Origin of the sequence: Pseudomonas sp. GM18 (genome assembly GCF_000282195.1) — a bacterium.
GTDB lineage: Bacteria > Pseudomonadota > Gammaproteobacteria > Pseudomonadales > Pseudomonadaceae > Aquipseudomonas.
In genome coordinates this window covers 1-18,521 of the sequence record NZ_AKJT01000004.1, presented here as the reverse complement: position 1 = coordinate 18,521, position 18,521 = coordinate 1, and the positions used below count along the sequence as shown (strand labels likewise).

The 18,521-nt window shown below is 60.0% G+C and carries 20 protein-coding genes; 5 read left to right on the top strand and 15 right to left on the bottom strand.

The genetic code is table 11. The features are described 5' to 3' along the window. Positions 1 to 9: 9 nt before the first annotated feature. From PMI21_RS26835 to PMI21_RS26855, 5 genes are all read right to left on the bottom strand, one after another. Entirely contained in the window at positions 10 to 378 is a 369-nt protein-coding gene (locus tag PMI21_RS26835) for a glyoxalase superfamily protein (protein ID WP_007933418.1), read from the bottom strand. Between the two features lie 120 nt (positions 379 to 498). Then, positions 499 to 1,956 (bottom strand): N-acyl-D-amino-acid deacylase family protein, encoded by a 1,458-nt coding sequence (locus PMI21_RS26840; protein WP_007933417.1) that lies wholly within the window; start codon positions 1,954 to 1,956, stop codon positions 499 to 501. Between the two features lies 1 nt (position 1,957). Next, positions 1,958 to 2,818: a MurR/RpiR family transcriptional regulator gene (locus PMI21_RS26845; protein WP_007933416.1), complete on the bottom strand. Its 861-nt coding sequence runs from the start codon at positions 2,816 to 2,818 to the stop codon at positions 1,958 to 1,960. Between the two features lie 15 nt (positions 2,819 to 2,833). Next, positions 2,834 to 4,183, bottom strand: a complete 1,350-nt coding sequence (locus PMI21_RS26850) for a GntT/GntP/DsdX family permease (protein WP_007933415.1) — start codon at positions 4,181 to 4,183, stop codon at positions 2,834 to 2,836. A gap of 221 nt (positions 4,184 to 4,404) precedes the next feature. Continuing rightward, positions 4,405 to 5,850: a SulP family inorganic anion transporter gene (locus tag PMI21_RS26855; RefSeq protein WP_007933413.1), complete on the bottom strand. Its 1,446-nt coding sequence runs from the start codon at positions 5,848 to 5,850 to the stop codon at positions 4,405 to 4,407. 207 nt (positions 5,851 to 6,057) lie between these two features. On the opposite strand from PMI21_RS26855, the gene PMI21_RS29665 reads away from it, so the two are divergent. Further along, on the top strand, positions 6,058 to 6,219 hold the full coding sequence (locus PMI21_RS29665) for a hypothetical protein (protein WP_007933412.1): 162 nt from the start codon (positions 6,058 to 6,060) through the stop codon (positions 6,217 to 6,219). A gap of 34 nt (positions 6,220 to 6,253) precedes the next feature. Here the strand turns inward: PMI21_RS29665 and PMI21_RS26860 are convergent, their stop codons facing one another. The 3 genes from PMI21_RS26860 to PMI21_RS26870 all read right to left on the bottom strand — a co-directional run bounded on the left by PMI21_RS26860 (position 6,254) and on the right by PMI21_RS26870 (position 8,640). Continuing rightward, positions 6,254 to 6,871, bottom strand: coding sequence for a Fic/DOC family protein (locus tag PMI21_RS26860; RefSeq protein WP_007933411.1), 618 nt, complete (start codon positions 6,869 to 6,871; stop codon positions 6,254 to 6,256). Between the two features lie 211 nt (positions 6,872 to 7,082). Continuing rightward, positions 7,083 to 7,994, bottom strand: coding sequence for a LysR family transcriptional regulator (locus tag PMI21_RS26865; RefSeq protein WP_007933405.1), 912 nt, complete (start codon positions 7,992 to 7,994; stop codon positions 7,083 to 7,085). Positions 7,995 to 8,049: 55 nt separating this feature from the next. Then, a complete protein-coding gene (locus PMI21_RS26870) occupies positions 8,050 to 8,640 on the bottom strand; it encodes an NAD(P)H-dependent oxidoreductase (protein WP_007933403.1) in 591 nt (196 codons plus the stop codon). A 162-nt stretch (positions 8,641 to 8,802) separates the two neighbouring features. Between PMI21_RS26870 and PMI21_RS26875 the strand changes: the two genes are divergently transcribed. Beyond that, positions 8,803 to 9,117 (top strand): putative quinol monooxygenase, encoded by a 315-nt coding sequence (locus PMI21_RS26875; RefSeq protein WP_007933401.1) that lies wholly within the window; start codon positions 8,803 to 8,805, stop codon positions 9,115 to 9,117. On the opposite strand, the gene PMI21_RS26880 is transcribed toward PMI21_RS26875, so the two are convergent. Further along, complete coding sequence (locus PMI21_RS26880) at positions 9,107 to 9,871, bottom strand: sulfite exporter TauE/SafE family protein (RefSeq protein ID WP_007933399.1); 765 nt, start codon at positions 9,869 to 9,871, stop codon at positions 9,107 to 9,109. The genes PMI21_RS26875 and PMI21_RS26880 overlap by 11 nt on opposite strands. A 200-nt stretch (positions 9,872 to 10,071) precedes the next feature. Between PMI21_RS26880 and PMI21_RS26885 the strand changes: the two genes are divergently transcribed. Together PMI21_RS26885 and PMI21_RS26890 are read left to right on the top strand one after the other, a co-directional pair. Continuing rightward, entirely contained in the window at positions 10,072 to 10,956 is an 885-nt protein-coding gene (locus tag PMI21_RS26885) for a LysR substrate-binding domain-containing protein (protein ID WP_007933396.1), read from the top strand. Positions 10,957 to 11,112: 156 nt separating this feature from the next. Next, positions 11,113 to 11,457: a cupin domain-containing protein gene (locus PMI21_RS26890; protein WP_007900627.1), complete on the top strand. Its 345-nt coding sequence runs from the start codon at positions 11,113 to 11,115 to the stop codon at positions 11,455 to 11,457. Positions 11,458 to 11,558: 101 nt separating this feature from the next. Here PMI21_RS26890 and mmsB read toward each other — a convergent pair whose 3' ends face one another. Then, positions 11,559 to 12,446 carry a 3-hydroxyisobutyrate dehydrogenase gene (mmsB, locus tag PMI21_RS26895; protein ID WP_007933395.1) on the bottom strand — a complete coding sequence of 296 codons (888 nt, stop codon included), beginning with the start codon at positions 12,444 to 12,446 and terminating at the stop codon, positions 11,559 to 11,561. 10 nt (positions 12,447 to 12,456) lie between these two features. Next, positions 12,457 to 13,974: a CoA-acylating methylmalonate-semialdehyde dehydrogenase gene (locus tag PMI21_RS26900; RefSeq protein WP_007933394.1), complete on the bottom strand. Its 1,518-nt coding sequence runs from the start codon at positions 13,972 to 13,974 to the stop codon at positions 12,457 to 12,459. A 163-nt stretch (positions 13,975 to 14,137) separates the two neighbouring features. On the opposite strand from PMI21_RS26900, the gene PMI21_RS26905 reads away from it, so the two are divergent. Further along, positions 14,138 to 15,085, top strand: coding sequence for a LysR family transcriptional regulator (locus PMI21_RS26905; protein ID WP_007933393.1), 948 nt, complete (start codon positions 14,138 to 14,140; stop codon positions 15,083 to 15,085). Here the strand turns inward: PMI21_RS26905 and PMI21_RS26910 are convergent. From PMI21_RS26910 to PMI21_RS26925, 4 genes are all read right to left on the bottom strand, one after another. Then, the gene (locus PMI21_RS26910) at positions 15,082 to 15,582 is read right to left on the bottom strand and encodes an OmpA family protein (protein WP_007933392.1); all 501 of its coding nucleotides are present in this window, start codon (positions 15,580 to 15,582) and stop codon (positions 15,082 to 15,084) included. The two genes, PMI21_RS26905 and PMI21_RS26910, sit on opposite strands and share 4 nt — an antisense overlap. A 5-nt stretch (positions 15,583 to 15,587) precedes the next feature. Next, on the bottom strand, positions 15,588 to 16,856 hold the full coding sequence (locus PMI21_RS26915) for a diguanylate cyclase domain-containing protein (protein WP_007933389.1): 1,269 nt from the start codon (positions 16,854 to 16,856) through the stop codon (positions 15,588 to 15,590). After that, positions 16,853 to 17,428 carry a YfiR family protein gene (locus PMI21_RS26920; RefSeq protein ID WP_007933387.1) on the bottom strand — a complete coding sequence of 192 codons (576 nt, stop codon included), beginning with the start codon at positions 17,426 to 17,428 and terminating at the stop codon, positions 16,853 to 16,855. Before PMI21_RS26920 ends, PMI21_RS26915 begins: the two co-directional genes overlap by 4 nt. A gap of 117 nt (positions 17,429 to 17,545) precedes the next feature. Continuing rightward, the coding region (locus PMI21_RS26925) for an ATP-binding domain-containing protein (protein ID WP_007933385.1) at positions 17,546 to 18,521 on the bottom strand (976 nt) is incomplete at its 5' end.

Sequence of the window (18,521 nt, the reverse complement as noted above, 5' to 3'; positions counted from 1 at the left end):
CTGACCCGCTCAAACGCTGATCGCATTGGTAAACACCAACCGATTCCCGAAGGGATCACTGATGGTCATGTCCTGGCTACCCCAGGGCATGGCCTGAATCTGCGGACGGGCGAAGGCATATTCCCTGGCGAGCAATTGCTGCTGGAACACCTCAAGCTCATCGGTCTCGATGCGCAGGGCTGAGCCCGGTGTCGCATCGCCGTGGTGCTCGGACAGATGCAGCACACATTCGCCGCGGGAGATTTGCAGATACAGTGGAAAACCGGCTTCGAAACGATGCTGCCAATCGACCTTGAACCCGAGAAAGTCGACATAGAACTCCAATGCCTTGGTTTCGTCGAAAATCCGCAGGATCGGGGTGGTTTTGCCGAAGCTCATTGGGTTGCTCCCTGACTGAAAAGACACCCATTGTAGTTGGGCTGCATGTCAGCGCTTCGGCTTGGCGACGGCTTTCTTTAATTGCAATGTGCCACTACCGTGACAGGCTCCTCGGAACGCTTACTGAAACCCTTCACGCAAATCCCCTTCCCGCGCCAGAAACCGCCCTTCCCTTCGTCCATTCGCCTGACCGTCGCGGTAACTCAAGACGCCATTTATCCACACCCCATCAATCCCTTCCGCCGCCCGTTGCGGATCGTTGAAATCCGCCACATCGCGAATCGCCGCAGGATCGAACAACACCAGGTCCGCCCAATGCCCTTCACGGATTTCACCCCGTTCCTTCAAGCCAAATCGCGCTGCCGACAACCCGGTCATTTTGTGCACGGCAGTGTGCAGCGGAAACAGTCCGACGTCGCGACTGAAATGTCCGAGTACTCGTGGGAATGCGCCCCACAGGCGTGGATGCGGAAACGGGTCTTCCGGCAAACCGTCGGAGCCGACCATCGACAACGGGTGCGCGAGGATGCTTCGTACATCGGCCTCGTCCATGCCGTAGTACACCGCACCGGCCGGTTGCAAGCGGCGGGCAGCTTCGAGCAAGGGCACGTTCCATTCAGCGGCGATGTCCATCAGGTCGCGGCCACCCAGTTCCGGGTGCGGCGTGGACCAGGTGATGGTGATGCGATGGGCGTCGGTGACTTGCTTGAGGTCCAGCGTCGAAGAACTCGCCGCGTAGGGATAACAATCGCAAGCTACCGGATGAGATCTCGCAGCCTCCTCAAGCGAGGCCAGCAGTTGCGGACTACGCCCCCAGTTGCCGGCCCCGGCGCATTTGAGGTGGGAAATGATCACCGGGGATTGCGCATGCCGACCGATCTGGAATGCTTCGTCCATGGCCTCTAATACCGGTTCGAATTCGCTGCGCAAATGGGTGGTGTACACCGCACCGAATGCCGTCAGTTCTTCGGTCAGCTGCATCACTTCGTCGGTGGATGCCGAGAATGCACTGGCGTAGGCCAGGCCTGTGGATAAACCCAAGGCACCGGCTTCAAGGCTGTCGCGTAGTTGCTCGCGCATCGCGCTGATTTCATCCGGCGTGGCAGTGCGAAACAGGTCGTCGAGATGGTTGCTGCGCAACGCGGTGTGCCCCACCAGCGCAGCCACGTTCAGCGTGGTATTGGCCGCTTCGACGGCGGCGCGATAGTCGCTGAAGCGCGGATAAACAAACGCCGCAGCGGTGCCGAGCAGGTTCATCGGGTCCGGCGGATCGCCGCGCAAGCTGACCGGTGAAGCGCTGATCCCGCAGTTGCCGACAATCACCGTGGTCACGCCCTGGCTGAGCTTGGGCAGCATTTGCGGCTGACGAATCACCACCGTATCGTCGTGGGTATGCACATCGATGAAACCCGGCGCCAATACTCGGCCAGCGGCATCGATTTCTTCGGTGGCACTCGCATCGCGCAAGTCGCCGATACGCTCGATGCGGCCGTTCAGAATCGCCACATCAGCGGGGTAACCGGGGGTGTTGCTGCCGTCGATAATCAGCGCATTGCGGATCAGCGTGTCGTACGTCATGTCAGTCTCCCAGCGGCAACTGATCGTCGCCTCCACGGTAGTCGTCCAGGGCCAGTTTGATCCGCCGCAGACGTTCTTGATTGTCTTCAGGACTGGCCAGCGCCAGCTCGGTGGCGAGCACGTCGATGGCCAACAACATGCCGTAGCGCGCCGCCGTGGGTTTGTAGATAAACGAAGTCTCGGCGCTTTGCAGCGGCAACAGCACATCGGCCAAGTGCGCCAGCGGCGAGTCGGCGCGGGTGATGGCGAGAATTCGTGCGCCGTAGCTGCGCGCCAACTCCACCGCTTCGAGCAGCTCGGGCGTGATGCCGGTCAGCGAGCAGGCGATGACCGCGTGTTCGGCGCCAAGACTGGCGGCGGTGACGCGCATCATCACCGGGTCGTGGCACACCGCAATCGGGTAGCCGAGACGCACCAGGCGCACTTGCAGTTCATCGCTGCACAGGGTCGAGCAGCCACCCATGCCGAAGGTGTGAATCATCCGCGCCTTGCCCAGCAACTTCACCGCATCGGCGAAGCGCGACTCATCGAACGCTGCCAGGTGCTGGCGCAAGGTCGACTCGATATCGCCAACGATCTGCCCGTAAAACGCCGACTGTTCGGGCGTGCCCGCCGGGTCGAGAAAGCGGCTGCCGACACCGCTGGCCTGGGCCAGTTGCAGGCGCAAATCCCGCAGGTCGCGGCAACCGACTGTACGGGCGAATCGCGACAGCGTGGCGGTGCTGACTTCCGCTCGCTGCGCCAGTTCATCGAGGCTGGCGGACGCGGCAAATCCTACGTCGTCGAGCATCAGCCGAGCGATACGTCCTTCGCCGGCGCTGAAGGATTCCTGACGAGCGCGGATCTGATAGAGGATGTCCATGGCGGATGGCTCCGACTAAAGCAGGTGAGAAAGGCCTACGGTCAGGCCGAAGGCGACCACCGAGATCAGCGTCTCGAGCACTGTCCAGGTCTTGAAGGTCTGGGTGACGGTCATGTTGAAGTATTCCTTGATCAACCAGAAGCCGCCGTCGTTGACGTGGGAAAAGATAACCGACCCCGCCCCGGTCGCCAGCACCAACAACTCCGGATGGGGATAACCCAGACCAACGGCCACCGGCGCGACAATCCCTGAAGCGGTGGTCATGGCCACAGTGGCGGAACCAGTGGCGATGCGCATCAACGCAGCGAACAGCCAACCCATCAACAACGGCGACAACTGGAATTCATCGGCGAGGCTGACGATCTGATTGGTGACGCCAGCGTCCACCAGAATCCGATTCAAGCCACCACCGGCACCAACCAGCAAGGTGATGCTGGCGGTCGGCGCCAGGCATTCATTGGTGAACTTGAGGATCGATTCGCGGTTGAAGCCCTGCGCCAGGCCGAGTGTCCAGAAACTCAGCAAAGTCGCCAGCAGCAAGGCGATCACCGAGTTGCCGATGAACAGCAGGAACTGATTGAAACCGCTACCCGGCGTGGAGATCAGGTTGGCCCAGCCACCGATCAACATCAGCACCACCGGCAACAGAATCGTGGCCATGGTGACACCAAAACCCGGCAGGCTATCGCGCGGCTCACGCTCCAGGAACTGGCGCTCCAGGGGGTTATCGTCCGGCAGTTGAATGCGCGGCACGATGAATTTTGCGTACAAAGGACCGGCGATGATCGCGGTCGGAATACCGATCAGAATCGCGTAGAGCAAGGTCTGCCCCACCGATGCCTGATAGACCTGCACCGCCAGCATCGCCGCCGGGTGTGGCGGTACCAGCGCGTGGACCACCGAGAGCCCCGCGACCATCGGTAAACCGACCATCAGAATCGACACGCCCACCCGCCGCGCCACGGTGAATGCGATCGGCACCAGCAAGACAAAACCGACCTCGAAGAACAGCGGCAGCCCTACAAGAAAGGCGATACACACCATCGCCCAGTGGGCATTTTTCTCACCGAAACGGTCGATCAAGGTGCGCGCCACCTGCTCCGCACCGCCGGACTCGGCCATCATCTTGCCGAGCATCGTGCCCAGCGCCACCACCAGCGCAATGTGCCCCAGCGTCTTGCCAACCCCGGCCTCATACGCCCCCACTACACCCGACGGCGGCATCCCCGCCAACAGCGCCAGGCCGATGGACACCAGAGTGATCACAATGAAGGGATTGATCCGGTAACGGGCGATCAGAACGATCAGCGCAATGATGGCGATGGCGGCGTAAACCAACAGCCAATACCCGAAGGAAAGCGTCATGCGGTACTCCTCGAAAGGGTCACGTCGAATGGGTTGTGAAACTCATAAATCATTTCGACGAGCCACTTTCAAACGAAGTGAAAGTAATTTTCGTGGAGGGATAAGGGATGTCGTGCAGAGGTATGGGGGATCGCGGGTTATGAAAATCGGGTAGCGGAATTTTCATCACAGACACGGATCGTTCCCACGCACTGCGTGGGAACGATCATCACTCATCAATTTCAGTCGTGATGCTCGCTGGCGCGCTTGAGCAGTTTCTTGCAGCGTTCGGACAGGTGCAGAACGCGTAGCTGCTTGCCAGCCTTGGTGTAGCGCTCGCGCAATGTCTTCAGCGCGGCGATGGCCGAGTAGTCGACAAAGCTCAGGTGGCGACAGTCGACGGTGACCACGGACGGGTCGTTGGCGGGATCGAACTGGTTGAGAAAAGGTGTCGTCGAGGCGAAGAACAACGTGCCATGCAGGAGGTAGAGCTTGCTGCCGTCGGCTTCAACGTGACTGTCGGCATATAGCTCGCGAGCCTGTTGCCAGGCAAAGTTGAGCGCCGCAATGATGATCCCGCACAACACGGCGATGGCCAGATCGGTGAACACCGTAATCACCGTGACCGCGATGATCACCAAGACATCGTTCAGCGGCACCTTGTTAAGCACCCGCAGCGAAGCCCAGGCGAACGTCTGCTGCGACACCACGAACATCACCCCGACCAATGCGGCCAGCGGAATGCGCTCGATCAGCGGCGAAAGGAACAGCACAAACAGCAGGATCATCCCCCCGGCCACCGCACCAGACAGCCGACCGCGACCGCCAGAGCTGAGGTTGATCACGGTTTGCCCGATCATGGCGCAGCCGCCCATGCCACCGAACATACCAGAGACCACATTGGCAGCGCCCAATGCCACGCACTCTCGATCCGGGTAACCACGGCTCTCAGTGATCTCGTCGGTCAGGTTCAGGGTCAGCAGGGTTTCCAAAAGACCGACCAATGCCATCAATATCGCGTAAGGGGCGACGATGCGCAGAGTCTCCAGGCTCCAGGGGATGTCTGGCAGCGCAAACCCCGGCAAGCCACCGGCAATGTGCGCCATGTCACCCAAGGTACGGGTCGGCAGACCGAGCAGATAAACCGCCAGCCCAACGCTCAGAATCGCCACCAGCGCCGGCGGCACGGCCCGCGTCAGGCGCGGCATCAGGTAGACAATGGCCATCGTCAGCACCACCAGCCCGATCATCAAGTACAGCGGCGCGCCACTCAACCAGGCCTCACCGCTCTTGAAGTGCTCCAACTGGGCCAGGGCAATGACGATTGCCAGGCCGTTGACGAAGCCGAGCATCACCGGGTGCGGCACCATGCGCACCAGCTTGCCCAGCCTCAACAGACCGAACGCCAGCATGATCAGCCCGCCCAGCAGCACCGTCGCCAGCAAGTACTGGACGCCGTGTTGCACCACCAGCGCGACGATCACCACCGCCATCGAGCCGGCGGCACCGGACACCATCCCCGGCCGTCCGCCGAAGAGCGCCGTCAGGGTGCAGATGATGAAAGCGCCGTAAAGCCCCATCAATGGATTGAGGTGGGCCACCAGCGCGAAGGCGATGCATTCGGGGAGCAGGGCAAAAGAGGTGGTGAGTCCGGCCAGGACATCGGCGCGCAGACGTTTGGATTTCATGGCTTACCTAAAAATGCAGGCGGGAAAAGAGGGACGCGGATGTTACGGAATTGACGGCGGGCGGGCCAGTGAATGGGGCGCAGAGGCCAGCACCCCCTTAGTGAATCGGTTTGGCGGCAGCGGAATAGAGCTGGGAACGAGGCATTGAGTTTTCAGCCTGACAACAAGCGCTATACTCAGCACTCGTTCCCCGATTGAGCCACGTCAATGGCAACTGTGCGCCGTAATGGCAAAAAACTGAATTCCGATACTGTGATTCGCGCTATCGCCAGCTCTACAGCGATCGAAACGGGCCAGAGTATTGAAGTGATCGAACGCAAGCTCAAAGGCAAAACCAGTAAGTTCCAGCATCTCAATCTTGCACAGTAGGGAGGCAAATCGGTGCTGCGGCATCTTTGACCGCTTATACCGACAATGCTCGCCGAACCCAGTGCTCCATGGGTTCGTAGTTGCAGTTGAGGCCTTGATTGATCGCTGCAAAGTAAGCGTCCTTGTTCGCCTCCCAACTGCTGTAATCCAGCGGCGTGCGCCCTGCCTGGACGGCCATTACATCCGCCAGTAACCGGGACAAGCGTCCATTACCTTCGCGGAACGGGTGAATCAGGATGAACTCCACATGAGTCAAGGCGATCGCCTTGATCAATGCTTCGTCCGTACAACTACTGCAAGGTGTGAATCTGGCAAGACATTCTTTTTCGAAATCAACGAGCAGCCGGGGAATTTGCGGCGCTGCCGCGAAGAAAAAACCTCCCTTGCCCATATTTACCAAACGAATGTCTCCAGCCCACGGATAGATGTTTCCAAGCCATTTTCGATGCCAGTCTTTAAGGTCCTGAACAGTCAATTGTCGATCAGGCAGATCCTTGATCAACACTGACTGATACAGCTTTTCCAGCAGCACCAGTTCCGCCTCGTCCATATCCTTCGGATCGATAATACCTAGCTTATTGGCTAATACCTGTTCATCCGAATCAGGTTCATAGGTACTTTGCGACCCTTCGGCATCGTAGCGGTTGTTCATTTTTCACGCTTCCTGGCCCGACCCACATTATGGAATCAACCATAGGCTCAGAGACTGTGTTTGATCAAACCAGAAAACAAAAACGGCCGCCCCAGGACAGCCGCTTGAGGAGTGATAGCGCAGCTATGCTTCGCTCCAGCACCATTCACACCATATTGTTACGAATCCATTCAACCACCAAAGTACGCTTCGGCACGCAGGGATTCCCGAATCAGCCCCTGAAATCGGCAATCGCATAAGCCGCCAACTTGCCCTGAATGAAGTCAAGAAAGCACTGGATCCGCAGGGCCAACTGCGAGTTGCGGTAGTACACCGCGTTGATGGGTTGGCGATATCCGCTGTTGAACTCCGCCAGCAGCACCTGCAAGCGACCGGCGTTAATGTCGTCGACGATCATGAAGTGCGACAGGCAGGCAATGCCTTGCCCGGCCAGCGCCAGGTGCCTGACCGTCTCGCCACTCGACGCGCTGATCGACGCCTGGATCGGCCAGCGGTCACCGTGGACATAGCGCAGCGGCCATTGGTTGAGGCCTTCGTTATGGGTAAAACCCAGCAGCGTGTGCTCGCTCAAATCCTCGACAGCGCTCGGTACGCCGTGTTGCTCCAGATACGCCGGGCTGGCGACGATGTGCAGCGGGCTGCAACCCAGAGAGCGGGCGTGCAAGGTCGAGTCGGCCAGCGTGCCGATGCGGATAGCGATATCGGTGCTTTGTTCGAGCAGGTCGATGATCAGGTCGTTGCTGTTGAGTTCGAGCTGGATGTCCGGGTAGAGACGGCGGAATTCATCGATGTACGGCACGATGGCGTGCAGCATGAACGGCGAGGCCGCGTTGATTCGCAGACGCCCGGACGGAGTTTGCTGGCGTGAGGACAGGCGCTCTTCGAGTTCGTCCATCTGATCGAGAATCAGTTTGGCGTGTTCGAAGAAATACTTGCCCTCTTCGGTCAGGTCCATGCGCCGCGTGGTGCGGTTGATCAGCGTGGTGTCGAGCTTGGCCTCCAGCCGCGACAGCGTGCGGCTGACCGCCGACGGCGTTTGCCCGACTTGTTCAGCCGCAGCCGAAATCGACCCGCACTCAATCACGCAGACGAAAATCTGCAACTCATCGGATCTGGCTTTCACGTGTGTACCTTATCGATAGTCCTGCGCCGCTTCAGATATCGATAGTAGCCGAGCGTTATGCATTAAGGCCAAACACCTCAGTCAAGTGCTGCTCATAACGCACCACATCGGCTTCGATATTCGGGCGCTTCATCACATCGACACACAAAAAGGTCGGCAAACCGGTCATGCCGAGGAAGGTGTTGGCCTTGTGGAACGGGAAGTACACCGCGTCCACGCCCTTGGCTTCGAAGAAATCGGTCGGGTCGTCGAAGGCTTGCTGCGGTGCGTTCCAGGTCAGCGACAGCATGTATTTTTTACCGTGCAGCAAACCACCGCTGCCGTACTTCTGCGACGCGTCGGAGCGTGTGCGGCCATCGCTGGCGTAGAGGCTGCCGTGACCTTCGGTGAAGACTTCATCGACGTACTTCTTGACGGTCCAGGGCGCGCCCATCCACCAGCCGGGCATCTGATAAATGATCACATCGGCCCAGAGGAATTTGGCGACTTCCTCGGCGATGTCATACCCCTCGTCGATGAATGTGGCTTTCACATCCACACCACCGCGATCCAGCACGCTCAGCGCGGCTTCGTGCAGCGTCGTGTTGTAGCGACCATCGGAGTGGGCAAATTTTTTGCCGCCATTGAGCAACAGGACTTTTTTCATGGGAGAAATCTCGCAAGGTTGAAATTCGATGGCGGCAGAGTAGCCATCAGCCTCGCGTGGAATAAGCGCTCAATCAGCAAAATTCATTTGACCAATACGCACGAATCAATAGGCGATTGTTGCCATAGACTTGCGCCGATTCTGACTGTTAAGGAGATCCTGATGAGCGAACTGCAAGGCTTCATCCTGCACGCCAAGACCCGCCCGGAAAAAGCCGAGGCCTTCGAAGCGTTCTTCCGTGCCTACGTCGAACCGAGCCGCGCCGAACCCGGTTGCATCGAGTACCACATGCTGCGAGACAAACAGGACCCGACGCTGTTTATCTTCTACGAGATCTGGCAATCCCAGGCCCATCTGGACGTGCACTCGAACCTGCCCCATATGAAGCAGTTCCTCGACATGCGCATGGAGTATCTGGAGCGGGATTTCGATATCCGCCCGATCGAGATGCTCAGCACATCGTCCGCTAACCGCTGATCAGCAAGTGACCGCCGAGCACGCCGAGGCCGATGAAGAACACGCGCTTGAACAACACGGCGCTAATCCGCTGGCGCAGCCATTGCCCCAGCAACATGCCGAGCACCGCCGGGATCAGCGCCAGCAGCGACGCGCTCAACTCGCCACCGCCGAGGGCGCCGCGCCATAACAGGCCGGCGGCCAACGCGAGGGTCGAGACGGTGAACGACAGGCCCAGCGCCTGCACCAGTTGATCCTTGTTCAAGCCCAGCGCTTGCAGATAAGGCACCGCCGGAATCACGAAGACACCGGTGGCCGAGGTGATGACGCCCGTCAGCACACCGCAGAGCGGACCGAGCCAACGTTCGGTGCTACCGCCGACGCGCAAGGTCGGCAGGAACAACCCGCTCAAGGCGTACATCAACAGCGCCCCCCCCAGCCCCCGCACCACCCAATGCCCACCGGCCATGCCGATCCACACTGTACCGGCGCCAGTGCCGATAAATATCGCCAATAGCATCGGCCATAACCGGTTCAACAACCCGCGCAAATGACCGCCGAAGGCCAGTTGCCAGATGTTGGTCAACGTTGCGGGAACAATCAGCAACGCCGCAGCCTGCGACGGTGCCATAGCCAGACCGAGCAAGCCCATGGCAATGGTCGGCAGACCCAGGCCGATCACACCTTTGATCATCCCGGCCAGCAGGAAGGTGGCGATAACCAATAACGACAGGGCCAAACCCAGATTTTGATAGAACGCGGCAAGTGTATTCATGGGGCTATCGTGGGCCCTGAAGGTTGCCTTGAAAATCTGCCATATACTGAGGCTGCCTCTTGCTTTACAAGAGGCAATGATCGTTCCCACGCTCTGCGTGGGAACGCAGCCCGTGACGCTCCGCGTCACATGCCGAAGCGGACGCAGAGTGTCCAGCGAGGCATTCCCACGCAGAGCGTGGGAACGATCCGGGACACTGTATGCACTTCGACCTCACCGACCTGCGCCTCTACCTGAACATCCTCGACACCGGCAACATCACCGCCGGTGCCGCCCGCAGCCATTTATCACTGGCGGCGGCGAGCGCACGAATCCGCGCGATGGAAGCTTCACTGGGCATCGAGTTTCTTGAGCGAGGTCGCCGCGGTGTCAGCCCGACTCCAGCCGGCAAGGCGCTGGCGCAGCACGCCCAAGTCCTGTTGCAACAGGCCGAGCGCATGCAGCAGGACCTGATCGAATACGCCAAAGGCGTCAAAGGCCAGGTGCGGTTGTTGTGCAATACCACGGCAATCACTGAGTACCTGCCGGAATTGCTGGCAGACTTTCTGCGCGACCATCCGAACCTCGACATCGACCTGCAAGAGCTGCCCAGCACACGCATCACCCACGCCTTGCGCCAGGGTGCGGCAGACCTTGGGGTCGTGTCCGACGCCGTGGATACCGACGGCCTGCAAACCCGCTATTTCCGTGACGACCCACTGGTGCTGATCCTGCCGCGAGATCACCCCTTGGCCGATACCGGACCATTAAGCTTCAGCGCCACCTTGCACCACGATTACGTCGGCCTGAACGCCAACAGCGCCTTGGCCGTTTACCTGGAAGAACAGGCCCTGCACAGCGGCCTGCGGATGCAGGTCCGCATCCGCGCCGATGGTTTCGAGGGCGTGATGCGCATGGTCGCCCGGGGAGCCGGGCTGGCGATCGTACCCTTGGCGGCGGTCGAACGCTGGCCGGCTGAAACAGCCTTCAAAAGCGTCGTACTGGAAGAACCGTGGGCTCGCCGCAAACTGTTGCTGTGCGCCCGGGACCTCACCGTACTGCCCGGTTATGCCCAGGCCTTGCTGAACGCCTTGACTCTCCCCTAGAGGGGCAGACTTTTGCCCGCAGGAAAATCTTTGAGAGTTTGCGCGTTTCTGGACAGCTCAATGTCGAATACAGACAACTGAGCGGAGCATGGGCGCTATAGGGTGCGACTTCAGTTCTTCAGTACCACTTTCTATATTCCAAGGCCCGGAGTCCACATGACCGCACCGATTACCGTTCTTCGCGACACTCACCCGTTGCCCGTGCTCGACGCCTGCAAATGGGAAAAGCTCGAAGGCGATCCGCACACCGTCAACCTCAACGCGTACACCAGCGAAGATGGCAGCAAGATCATGGGCACCTGGATCTGCACGCCGGGCAAGTGGTATGTGGAATACGTGAAGTGGGAATACTGCCACTTCCAGGAAGGCTACTGCATCATCACCCCGGAAGGCATGGCGCCGATCCATCTGCGCGCCGGTGACATTTTCGTCATCGAGCCGGGCATGAAAGGCACGTGGGAAGTGGTTGAAACCGTACGTAAGTATTTCGTGTTTGCCTGATACAAAAAACCGAGAGAGCACCCGACGTGGTCTCTCGGTAAAAAAATTGCTGTGCTGTCCCAAAAAGATCGTCCGAGCGCGGCCCGAGCCTTCGGCAGCTCCTACACGGGCTTGCGATAGCTGTTGATGATCGCCGAGAAGTCCTTGCCCCCTTCTCCACGCTGGCTCATCGCCTGATACAACTGCTGGGCCACCGCGCCGAGCACGACCGGTTGGTGCGCCTGACGTGCCGCCTCAGTGGCCAGCCCCAGATCCTTGAGCATCAGTTCGGCACCGAAACCGCCGGTATAACCGCGCGAGGCTGGCGCTGTTTCGACGATGCCCGGCCACGGGTTGTACATCTCCGAACTCCAGCAGCGCCCGGTTGAACTGTTGATGACGCCCGCCAGCACGGTTGTGTCGATCCCCAGGGCGCTGCCCAGCGCCATGGCTTCGCTGACACCGACCATGGAAATCCCCAGCAGCAGGTTGTTGCAGATCTTGGCGATTTGCCCAGTGCCGACTTCGCCGCAGTGGACGATGTTGCGGCCCATCTGCGCCAGCACCGGTTGCAGGGTGGCGAACAGTTCAGGCGTGGCGCCGACCATGAAGGTCAGCGTCCCGGCCGCTGCACCGCCAGTGCCACCGGAAACCGGTGCATCGGCCATGGCCACGTCTTGCTTTGCTGCCGCTGCGGCCACGTCACGCGCCGTCTGCGGATCGATGGTGCTGCAATCCACCGCTGGCACGCCTTTGGCGATTCCCGCCAGCACGCCGTCTTCACCCAGCCAGACGCTACGCACATGGGCCGCTGCCGGCAGCATGGTGATCACCAGTTGCACGTCTTTCGACGCTTCCTTCGGTGAAGTGCTGATGGTGCCGCCGAGTTGAGCCAGTTCGGCCAGCACGGTTTGATTGAGGTCAAACAGGTTCAGCGAATGGCCGGCCTTGATCAGGTTGCGCGCCATCGGCGCGCCCATGTTGCCGAGACCGATAAAAGCGATTTTCATGTCCGGCTCCTTAACGCAAGTGAATGGTGGTGTTCACACCGTGGTTGATGCTGTCGTCATCGAACCAACGCGCGGTGACAGTCTTGGTTTGAGTGTAGAACTGCACCACTTGCTTGCCATACGGACCGAGGTCGCCAAGTTTGGAACCACGGGAGCCGGTGAAGCTGAAGAACGGCACCGGCACCGGAATCGGGATGTTGATGCCGACCTGGCCAACGTCGATTTCCGTCTGGAATTTGCGCGCCGCCGCACCGCTCTGGGTGAACAGGCCGGTGCCGTTGCCGAACGGGTTGGCGTTGACCAGCGCGATGGCCTCATCGAGGGTGTCGACTTCCAGCACCACCAGCACCGGGCCAAAGATTTCCTGGGTGTAGATCTGCATCTCGGGTGTCACGCCGGAGAACAGGGTCGGGCCGACAAAGTTGCCCTGCTCGTAGCCCGGAACAGTGATGTCGCGACCGTCCAGCTCCAGCTTGGCGCCTTCCTTGATCCCGCTTTCGATCAGGTCGAGAATCCGCGCCTTGGCTCGTTTGGAAATCACCGGACCAACATCAGTGCCCGGCTCGCTGCCGGCATTGACCTTGAGTTTCTGCGCCAGCGCTTTCAAATCCGGTAGCCATTGCTTGGCCGCGCCCACCAGCACCACCACCGAGGTGGCCATGCAGCGCTGCCCGGCCGCACCGAAACCGGCGCCGACCAGTGCATTGAGCGCTTGCTCGCGATTGGCATCGGGCAGCACAACGGCGTGGTTCTTGGCACCCATCATCGATTGCACGCGCTTGCCGTGTTTGCCGGCCAGATCGTAGACATGCGTGCCGACCGCGGTCGAACCGACGAACGAAACAGCCTTGATGTCCTTGTGGGTGCAAAGCGCGTCCACCACATCCTTGCCGCCATGAACGACGTTGAGCACACCCGGCGGAATGCCGGCTTCAATCGCCAGTTCCACCAGCAGCATGGTCGACATCGGATCCTGCTCGGAAGGCTTGAGCACGAAGGTGTTGCCGCAGGCGATGGCCATCGGGAACATCCACAGCGGAATCATCGCCGGGAAGTTGAACGGGGTAATACCGGCGCAGACGCCGATCGGCTGACGCAGGGTGTAGGTATCGACACCGCCAGCGACGTTCTCGGCGAACTCACCCATTTGCAGGCTGCCAATGGAGCAGGCGTGTTCAACCACTTCCAGGCCACGGAAGATATCGCCTTCAGCATCGGCGATGGTTTTGCCCTGCTCATTGCTGAGTACCACGGCAATACGCTTGGAGTGCTCGCGAATCAGCGCCTGAAGCTTGAGCATGATGCGCATCCGCGCGCCGATTGGCGTCAGCTTCCAGGTCTGAAAGGCGCGATGGGCGGCGCTGATGGCGGCATCGACTTCAGCAGCGGTCGCGAAGGGGACTTTGGCCAGCACTTGCTGGGTCGCCGGGTTGACGATGTCGTGCCATTCGGTGGTCTGGGATTCGACCCACTCGCCATCGATCAATAACTTGACCTTTTGTACGGTGGTTTCTAGCGATGCGTTCATGTTGGGTCTCCGGGACGTTGTTCTTATTTAGAGAGCTATCTTGGGAGCCAAGGCGAGAAAGTCGCCTTGAGATGAGGCGTGTGTCGCGAGTTGGTTGTCGGACTGTTTTTGGAGTATAGATGTGCAAACTTCTAATAAGAACGCACATAAAAGCCGGTCCATCATGCAAAAAAACATCACGTCTTTAGGCTCGTTGAACTGGGATGACCTCAAGTTTTTCCTCGAGGTTGCCCGCACACGCAAGGCCAGCACTGCGGCCAAGCGCCTGGCGGTGGACTACACCACCGTGTCGCGGCGCATCAGTTCGCTGGAGGCCTCGTTGGGCACGCTGTTGTTCGAGAAGTCCCGCACCAGCGGCTTCGTCCTGACAGCAGAAGGCCAGCGTCTGCTGGGTTACGCCGAGTCGATCGAAAGCACCCTGCACATGGCCTGCGAGCAGGTTTCAGGCTCAGGCGTCGCGTTGTCCGGGCATGTGCGCATGGGTTGTACTGAAGGGTTCGGCAGCTTTTTCATCACCCCGCAGCTAAGCCACTTCGTCGACGCCTACCCGGCGATCTCGGTGGACATCCTGCCGCTGCCGCACTTCATCAGCCTGTCCAAGCGTGAAGCAGACATCGTCATTGCGCTGGAGCGACCGGAACACGGCCCTTATGTCTGCTGCAAACTCTGCGACTATCGATTGCAGCTGTACGCGACCCAGGATTATCTGGACAAGCACCCACCGATCCGCCGCCCGGCAGATTTGAGCAAGCATCAATTCATCAGTTATGTGGACGATCTGGCGTTCAGCTCGGAGCTGCTGTACCTGGCGAATGTGCTGCCCGGTGCCAGTGCCAATCTGCGCAGCACCAGTGTGATCGCGCAGTTCGTGGCGGCGCAGCAAGGACGGTCACTGGCGATTCTGCCGTGCTTCCTGGCGGCTCAGGACCCGCGGTTGCTGCCGGTGTTGCCGCAAGAAATCACCATCACCCGGCAGTTCTGGATGTACTGCCGCGAAGACCTGCGCAAGCTCAAGCGGATCACGTTGTTGTGGGACTACATCCGCGCCGTCACCGAGGACAATCAAGCGCTGTTGATGGGGGAAAGCCGGGAGATGGTGTTCGCCGATTAATCGGCACTCACCACGATCGACACCCGGCGGTTCTCGGTGCGCCCCGCCGCGGTGGCGTTGGAGGCGACGGGCTTGCTGCTGCCCAGGCCGCGCAGCTGGATGTTTTGTTCTTTTATGCCGACAGCGGCCAAGGCATTGCCGACGCTTTTCGCGCGACGCAGGGAAAGCTGTTCGTTATAGGACTCTTTGCCCGAGGCATCGGTGTGGCCGTCGACTCTCACTCGCTCGATTCCCACACTCAACAACGCCTTGCCAATGCGCTCGACGATCTCGGTACTGGTGGGGTTGAGGTGTTCGATATCACTGCCGAACAGCACTTTGTCGGACAGGCCAAACGCCCAGCCATCGTCAGTCATCTCGAAACCTTGCTGCTTCAGCACAGCGATCTGCGCCGGGGTCAGGCCTTTCTGTGATGTCGTCTGGCAACCGGTCGCCAGCAAGGCCATGAATAAGGTGATCGTAAAAAATCGCAGAGAACGCTGAGTGAATGTGAACACAGAAATTAGCTCCTGGTTTGAACATCGGCGACAGAGTGCTCCGACCCTGCCGTGTGGTGAGCGCCTCGGGAAAGGCGTTTGGCCTGATACATCGCGGCGTCGGCAGCATCGAGCAGCCCCCCCGGCGTAAGCCCATGATCCGGGTACACGGCGATGCCGATACTGAGTGAAGTCAGCACTTGGGTACTGCCCGGCAACGGGATTGGCGCTTCCATGCTGGCAATGATTTTGTCGGCAATCCGTTCGGCGTCTTCGGTCTTGTGCAGCGGCGTCAACAGCACGGCAAACTCGTCGCCGCCCAGTCGCGCCACCAGATCCTCTTCACGCAACTGCGCACGAACCCGGGTCGCCACGGCGATGAGCACCGCATCACCGGCAGCGTGACCAAAGTTGTCGTTGATCTCCTTGAACCGGTCGCTGTCGAGAAACAGCACGGCCACTCGCTCATCGAGCTTGCCGGCATTGCGCAAGGCGCGCATCAGGCGGCCTTCGAAAAACGCCCGATTCGGCAACCCGGTAAGGCTGTCATGGCTGGCCTGGTGGGCCAGGGTTTCGTTTTCGCTTTGCAGGTGGGTCTGCCAGGACTCGAGCTCGTCGAGCAAGGCATTGAAGTCGTTGCCCAGGTTGTCGAGTTCGGCAATGTCGGCGGACGGTACACGCCGGTCGAAGGCACGCTCGCTGCGGGCGGCGTGAGCCACGGCAGCCAGGCTGCGCAACGGGCCGGTGATCCCTCGCAATTGCCGACGCGCCAGATAAAGCGCTACCCAGGCACTGACAGCGGTACACAAGACGATTCCCACCAGACCACTGAGCAAGAAACGCATCAGGCTCCCACCGTGACCGATGAGCAGGATGCTACCGATTTCCTGACCTTGATGGGTGATCGGCATGCTGATGGGTTTTTCCAGAATCGTTCGGGCGATCTGCATTTCAAGATCGGAGAGCCAGCCCGTTGCCGGTCGTTGCCAACGCGCGAGCAACTCGCCTTGCTCGTCCATCACTTGTGCATCAGCCACTTCTTCAGTGGACGCGATCAATGCCAGTGCTTCGGTGGCGGCAGCCTTGTCGTTGAACACCACCGCGGCTTCCACGGTGTAGTTGATCGAACGGGCAATCAGATGCAGGTTGTGATCGGCATAGACCCGTAAAGCCAGAACACCCAGCAGGGTCAATGAAACACTGGCCATGGCCACGCCCACCAGGGCGACGATCAAATGTCCACGACCGATAACCGACCCCAGGGTCGGACGTATACGAGGTTTAAATAGACTCATGGGGCCGCCGGCGTGCGGCGCGACAGTTGCAGCACACTGGGGTGAATGCGTACACCGCTGCGAGCGACCGAGTCGAGGTTGACCTCGAAGGACACCTGTTCATCACCGACCCGCAGGCAGAACAGGCTGCCGACAGTGCATTGATCGCCGCCTTCGCTGATGCTCACCACCGGGCGCCCCGTCAATGAGGCAAATAGCCGACTGCGTTCATCGCTGGTCAGCTTGCCGATGTACACCGCATCGCATTCACTGGCGATGGCCGGGTTATCGGCCAACAACCGTCGTACGGTAACCGGTCGACCCGTGGCTTGTTTGGTGCCTTTGACCAGGTCGTCGGTGTATTCAGTGGGGCCGACCACGCACAGACGCAGCTGTTGGGGCTCAACAGGCCATCGGGCATAACTGAGGATCCCGAGCACCACCTGAGTGACCGAGCTGGCGCGCTTGTCGGCCTTGCTCACGGCAGTTTCCGGCTGAGCGCAGACAACGCCCGTCAACAAACAGAGAAGGCCGGCAAGTAGCACTTGCTTGCAGCCAACGACGCGCTCCGTCGCCCAGACAGCCAACTTCATGCAGGAATTCTCTACGATCGCAACAAGATGATGCCGCAACGATAGCACAGCACTGAAACACCAGCGAGGCGACGCACCACGGCACATCGGACAGATTCCGGCGTCTGGCACCGCCACTCAATGGCTCGGCGAGGTACCCTCTTCCAGCTCCAGCATTAACCCGCTCAAGCGCTTGACCTTGCGCCGCACGGCCTCTTCGAACACGCCGGTTCGAGGCTCAATCAGGGTGAACCAGTCTTTGGCCCGGGTTATCCCGGTGTAGATCAGTTCCTTGGTGAGCACTGGATTCAAAGCATCCGGCAGAATCAACGCCGTATGGGCAAATTCCGAGCCCTGGGATTTGTGCACGGTCATGGCATACACCGTGTCGACATCGTTGAGTCGGCTTGGCAGGACAAAGCGCACACCGCCCTGCCCGTCATTGCGCGGGAAGGCCACTCGCAGCACGTGCCGCCCGGCCTCGGGGCCTTCACGCTCCGGCAGCTTGAGGGCAATGCCAATGTCACCGTTCATCAAACCCAGGCCATAGTCGTTGCGGGTCATCAGCACGGGCCGACCTTCGTACCACTGATGGTCGCTGTCAATCAGCCGGGCCTTGAGCAGCGCATCGGTCACGCGCTGGTTCAAACCTTCCACCCCCCAAGGCCCTTTACGTACGGCACACAGCAGCTGGAAAGCGTCGAAGGCTTGCAGCACCACGCGAGCCCAATCGGCCCAGCATGGATCGTCGAGCGGGCGGTCGAACGATGGTCGCTGACTGCGCAAAAGACTCAGGTAATGCCGATAACCTTGCGGTCCCCCGCCATGGCCCTCGAGCAACAAGCGCTCCAGAGCACGGTCCTGCTCCCCCTTGAGGGCCAGGGAAAATACGTCGTCATGACTTGCAGCAGCCAATAACTTGCGCGCGTCCTCGGGGTGCTGTTGGTTGACCCAACGGGCCAACTGACCAATGCCGCTACCCTCGCCGAAGCGCCGTGAGTGGCGCAGCATCACGACTTGCTGGGCCAGTGGATGTGCGCCGTGGGTGTCTTCCCGCAAACCGCTGGCATCGAGGCGTTCACCACTGACCGCCTCCAGCCACTGGCGGGGCTGC

What these genes read in the sequence shown, in the direction of transcription:
- PMI21_RS26855 (WP_007933413.1), bottom strand. Translation starts at nt 5,850, where the DNA reads ATGAAATCCAAACGTCTGCGCGCCGATGTCCTGGCCGGACTCACCACC.
- PMI21_RS26840 (WP_007933417.1), bottom strand. Translation starts at nt 1,956, where the DNA reads ATGACGTACGACACGCTGATCCGCAATGCGCTGATTATCGACGGCAGC.
- PMI21_RS26860 (WP_007933411.1), bottom strand. Translation starts at nt 6,871, where the DNA reads ATGAACAACCGCTACGATGCCGAAGGGTCGCAAAGTACCTATGAACCT.
- mmsB (WP_007933395.1), bottom strand. Translation starts at nt 12,446, where the DNA reads ATGAAAATCGCTTTTATCGGTCTCGGCAACATGGGCGCGCCGATGGCG.
- PMI21_RS26880 (WP_007933399.1), bottom strand. Translation starts at nt 9,871, where the DNA reads ATGAATACACTTGCCGCGTTCTATCAAAATCTGGGTTTGGCCCTGTCG.
- PMI21_RS26905 (WP_007933393.1), top strand. Translation starts at nt 14,138, where the DNA reads ATGCAAAAAAACATCACGTCTTTAGGCTCGTTGAACTGGGATGACCTC.
- PMI21_RS26915 (WP_007933389.1), bottom strand. Translation starts at nt 16,856, where the DNA reads ATGAGTCTATTTAAACCTCGTATACGTCCGACCCTGGGGTCGGTTATC.
- PMI21_RS29665 (WP_007933412.1), top strand. Translation starts at nt 6,058, where the DNA reads ATGGCAACTGTGCGCCGTAATGGCAAAAAACTGAATTCCGATACTGTG.
- PMI21_RS26850 (WP_007933415.1), bottom strand. Translation starts at nt 4,183, where the DNA reads ATGACGCTTTCCTTCGGGTATTGGCTGTTGGTTTACGCCGCCATCGCC.
- PMI21_RS26920 (WP_007933387.1), bottom strand. Translation starts at nt 17,428, where the DNA reads ATGAAGTTGGCTGTCTGGGCGACGGAGCGCGTCGTTGGCTGCAAGCAA.
- PMI21_RS26870 (WP_007933403.1), bottom strand. Translation starts at nt 8,640, where the DNA reads ATGAAAAAAGTCCTGTTGCTCAATGGCGGCAAAAAATTTGCCCACTCC.
- PMI21_RS26875 (WP_007933401.1), top strand. Translation starts at nt 8,803, where the DNA reads ATGAGCGAACTGCAAGGCTTCATCCTGCACGCCAAGACCCGCCCGGAA.
- PMI21_RS26835 (WP_007933418.1), bottom strand. Translation starts at nt 378, where the DNA reads ATGAGCTTCGGCAAAACCACCCCGATCCTGCGGATTTTCGACGAAACC.
- PMI21_RS26845 (WP_007933416.1), bottom strand. Translation starts at nt 2,818, where the DNA reads ATGGACATCCTCTATCAGATCCGCGCTCGTCAGGAATCCTTCAGCGCC.
- PMI21_RS26885 (WP_007933396.1), top strand. Translation starts at nt 10,072, where the DNA reads ATGCACTTCGACCTCACCGACCTGCGCCTCTACCTGAACATCCTCGAC.
- PMI21_RS26890 (WP_007900627.1), top strand. Translation starts at nt 11,113, where the DNA reads ATGACCGCACCGATTACCGTTCTTCGCGACACTCACCCGTTGCCCGTG.
- PMI21_RS26900 (WP_007933394.1), bottom strand. Translation starts at nt 13,974, where the DNA reads ATGAACGCATCGCTAGAAACCACCGTACAAAAGGTCAAGTTATTGATC.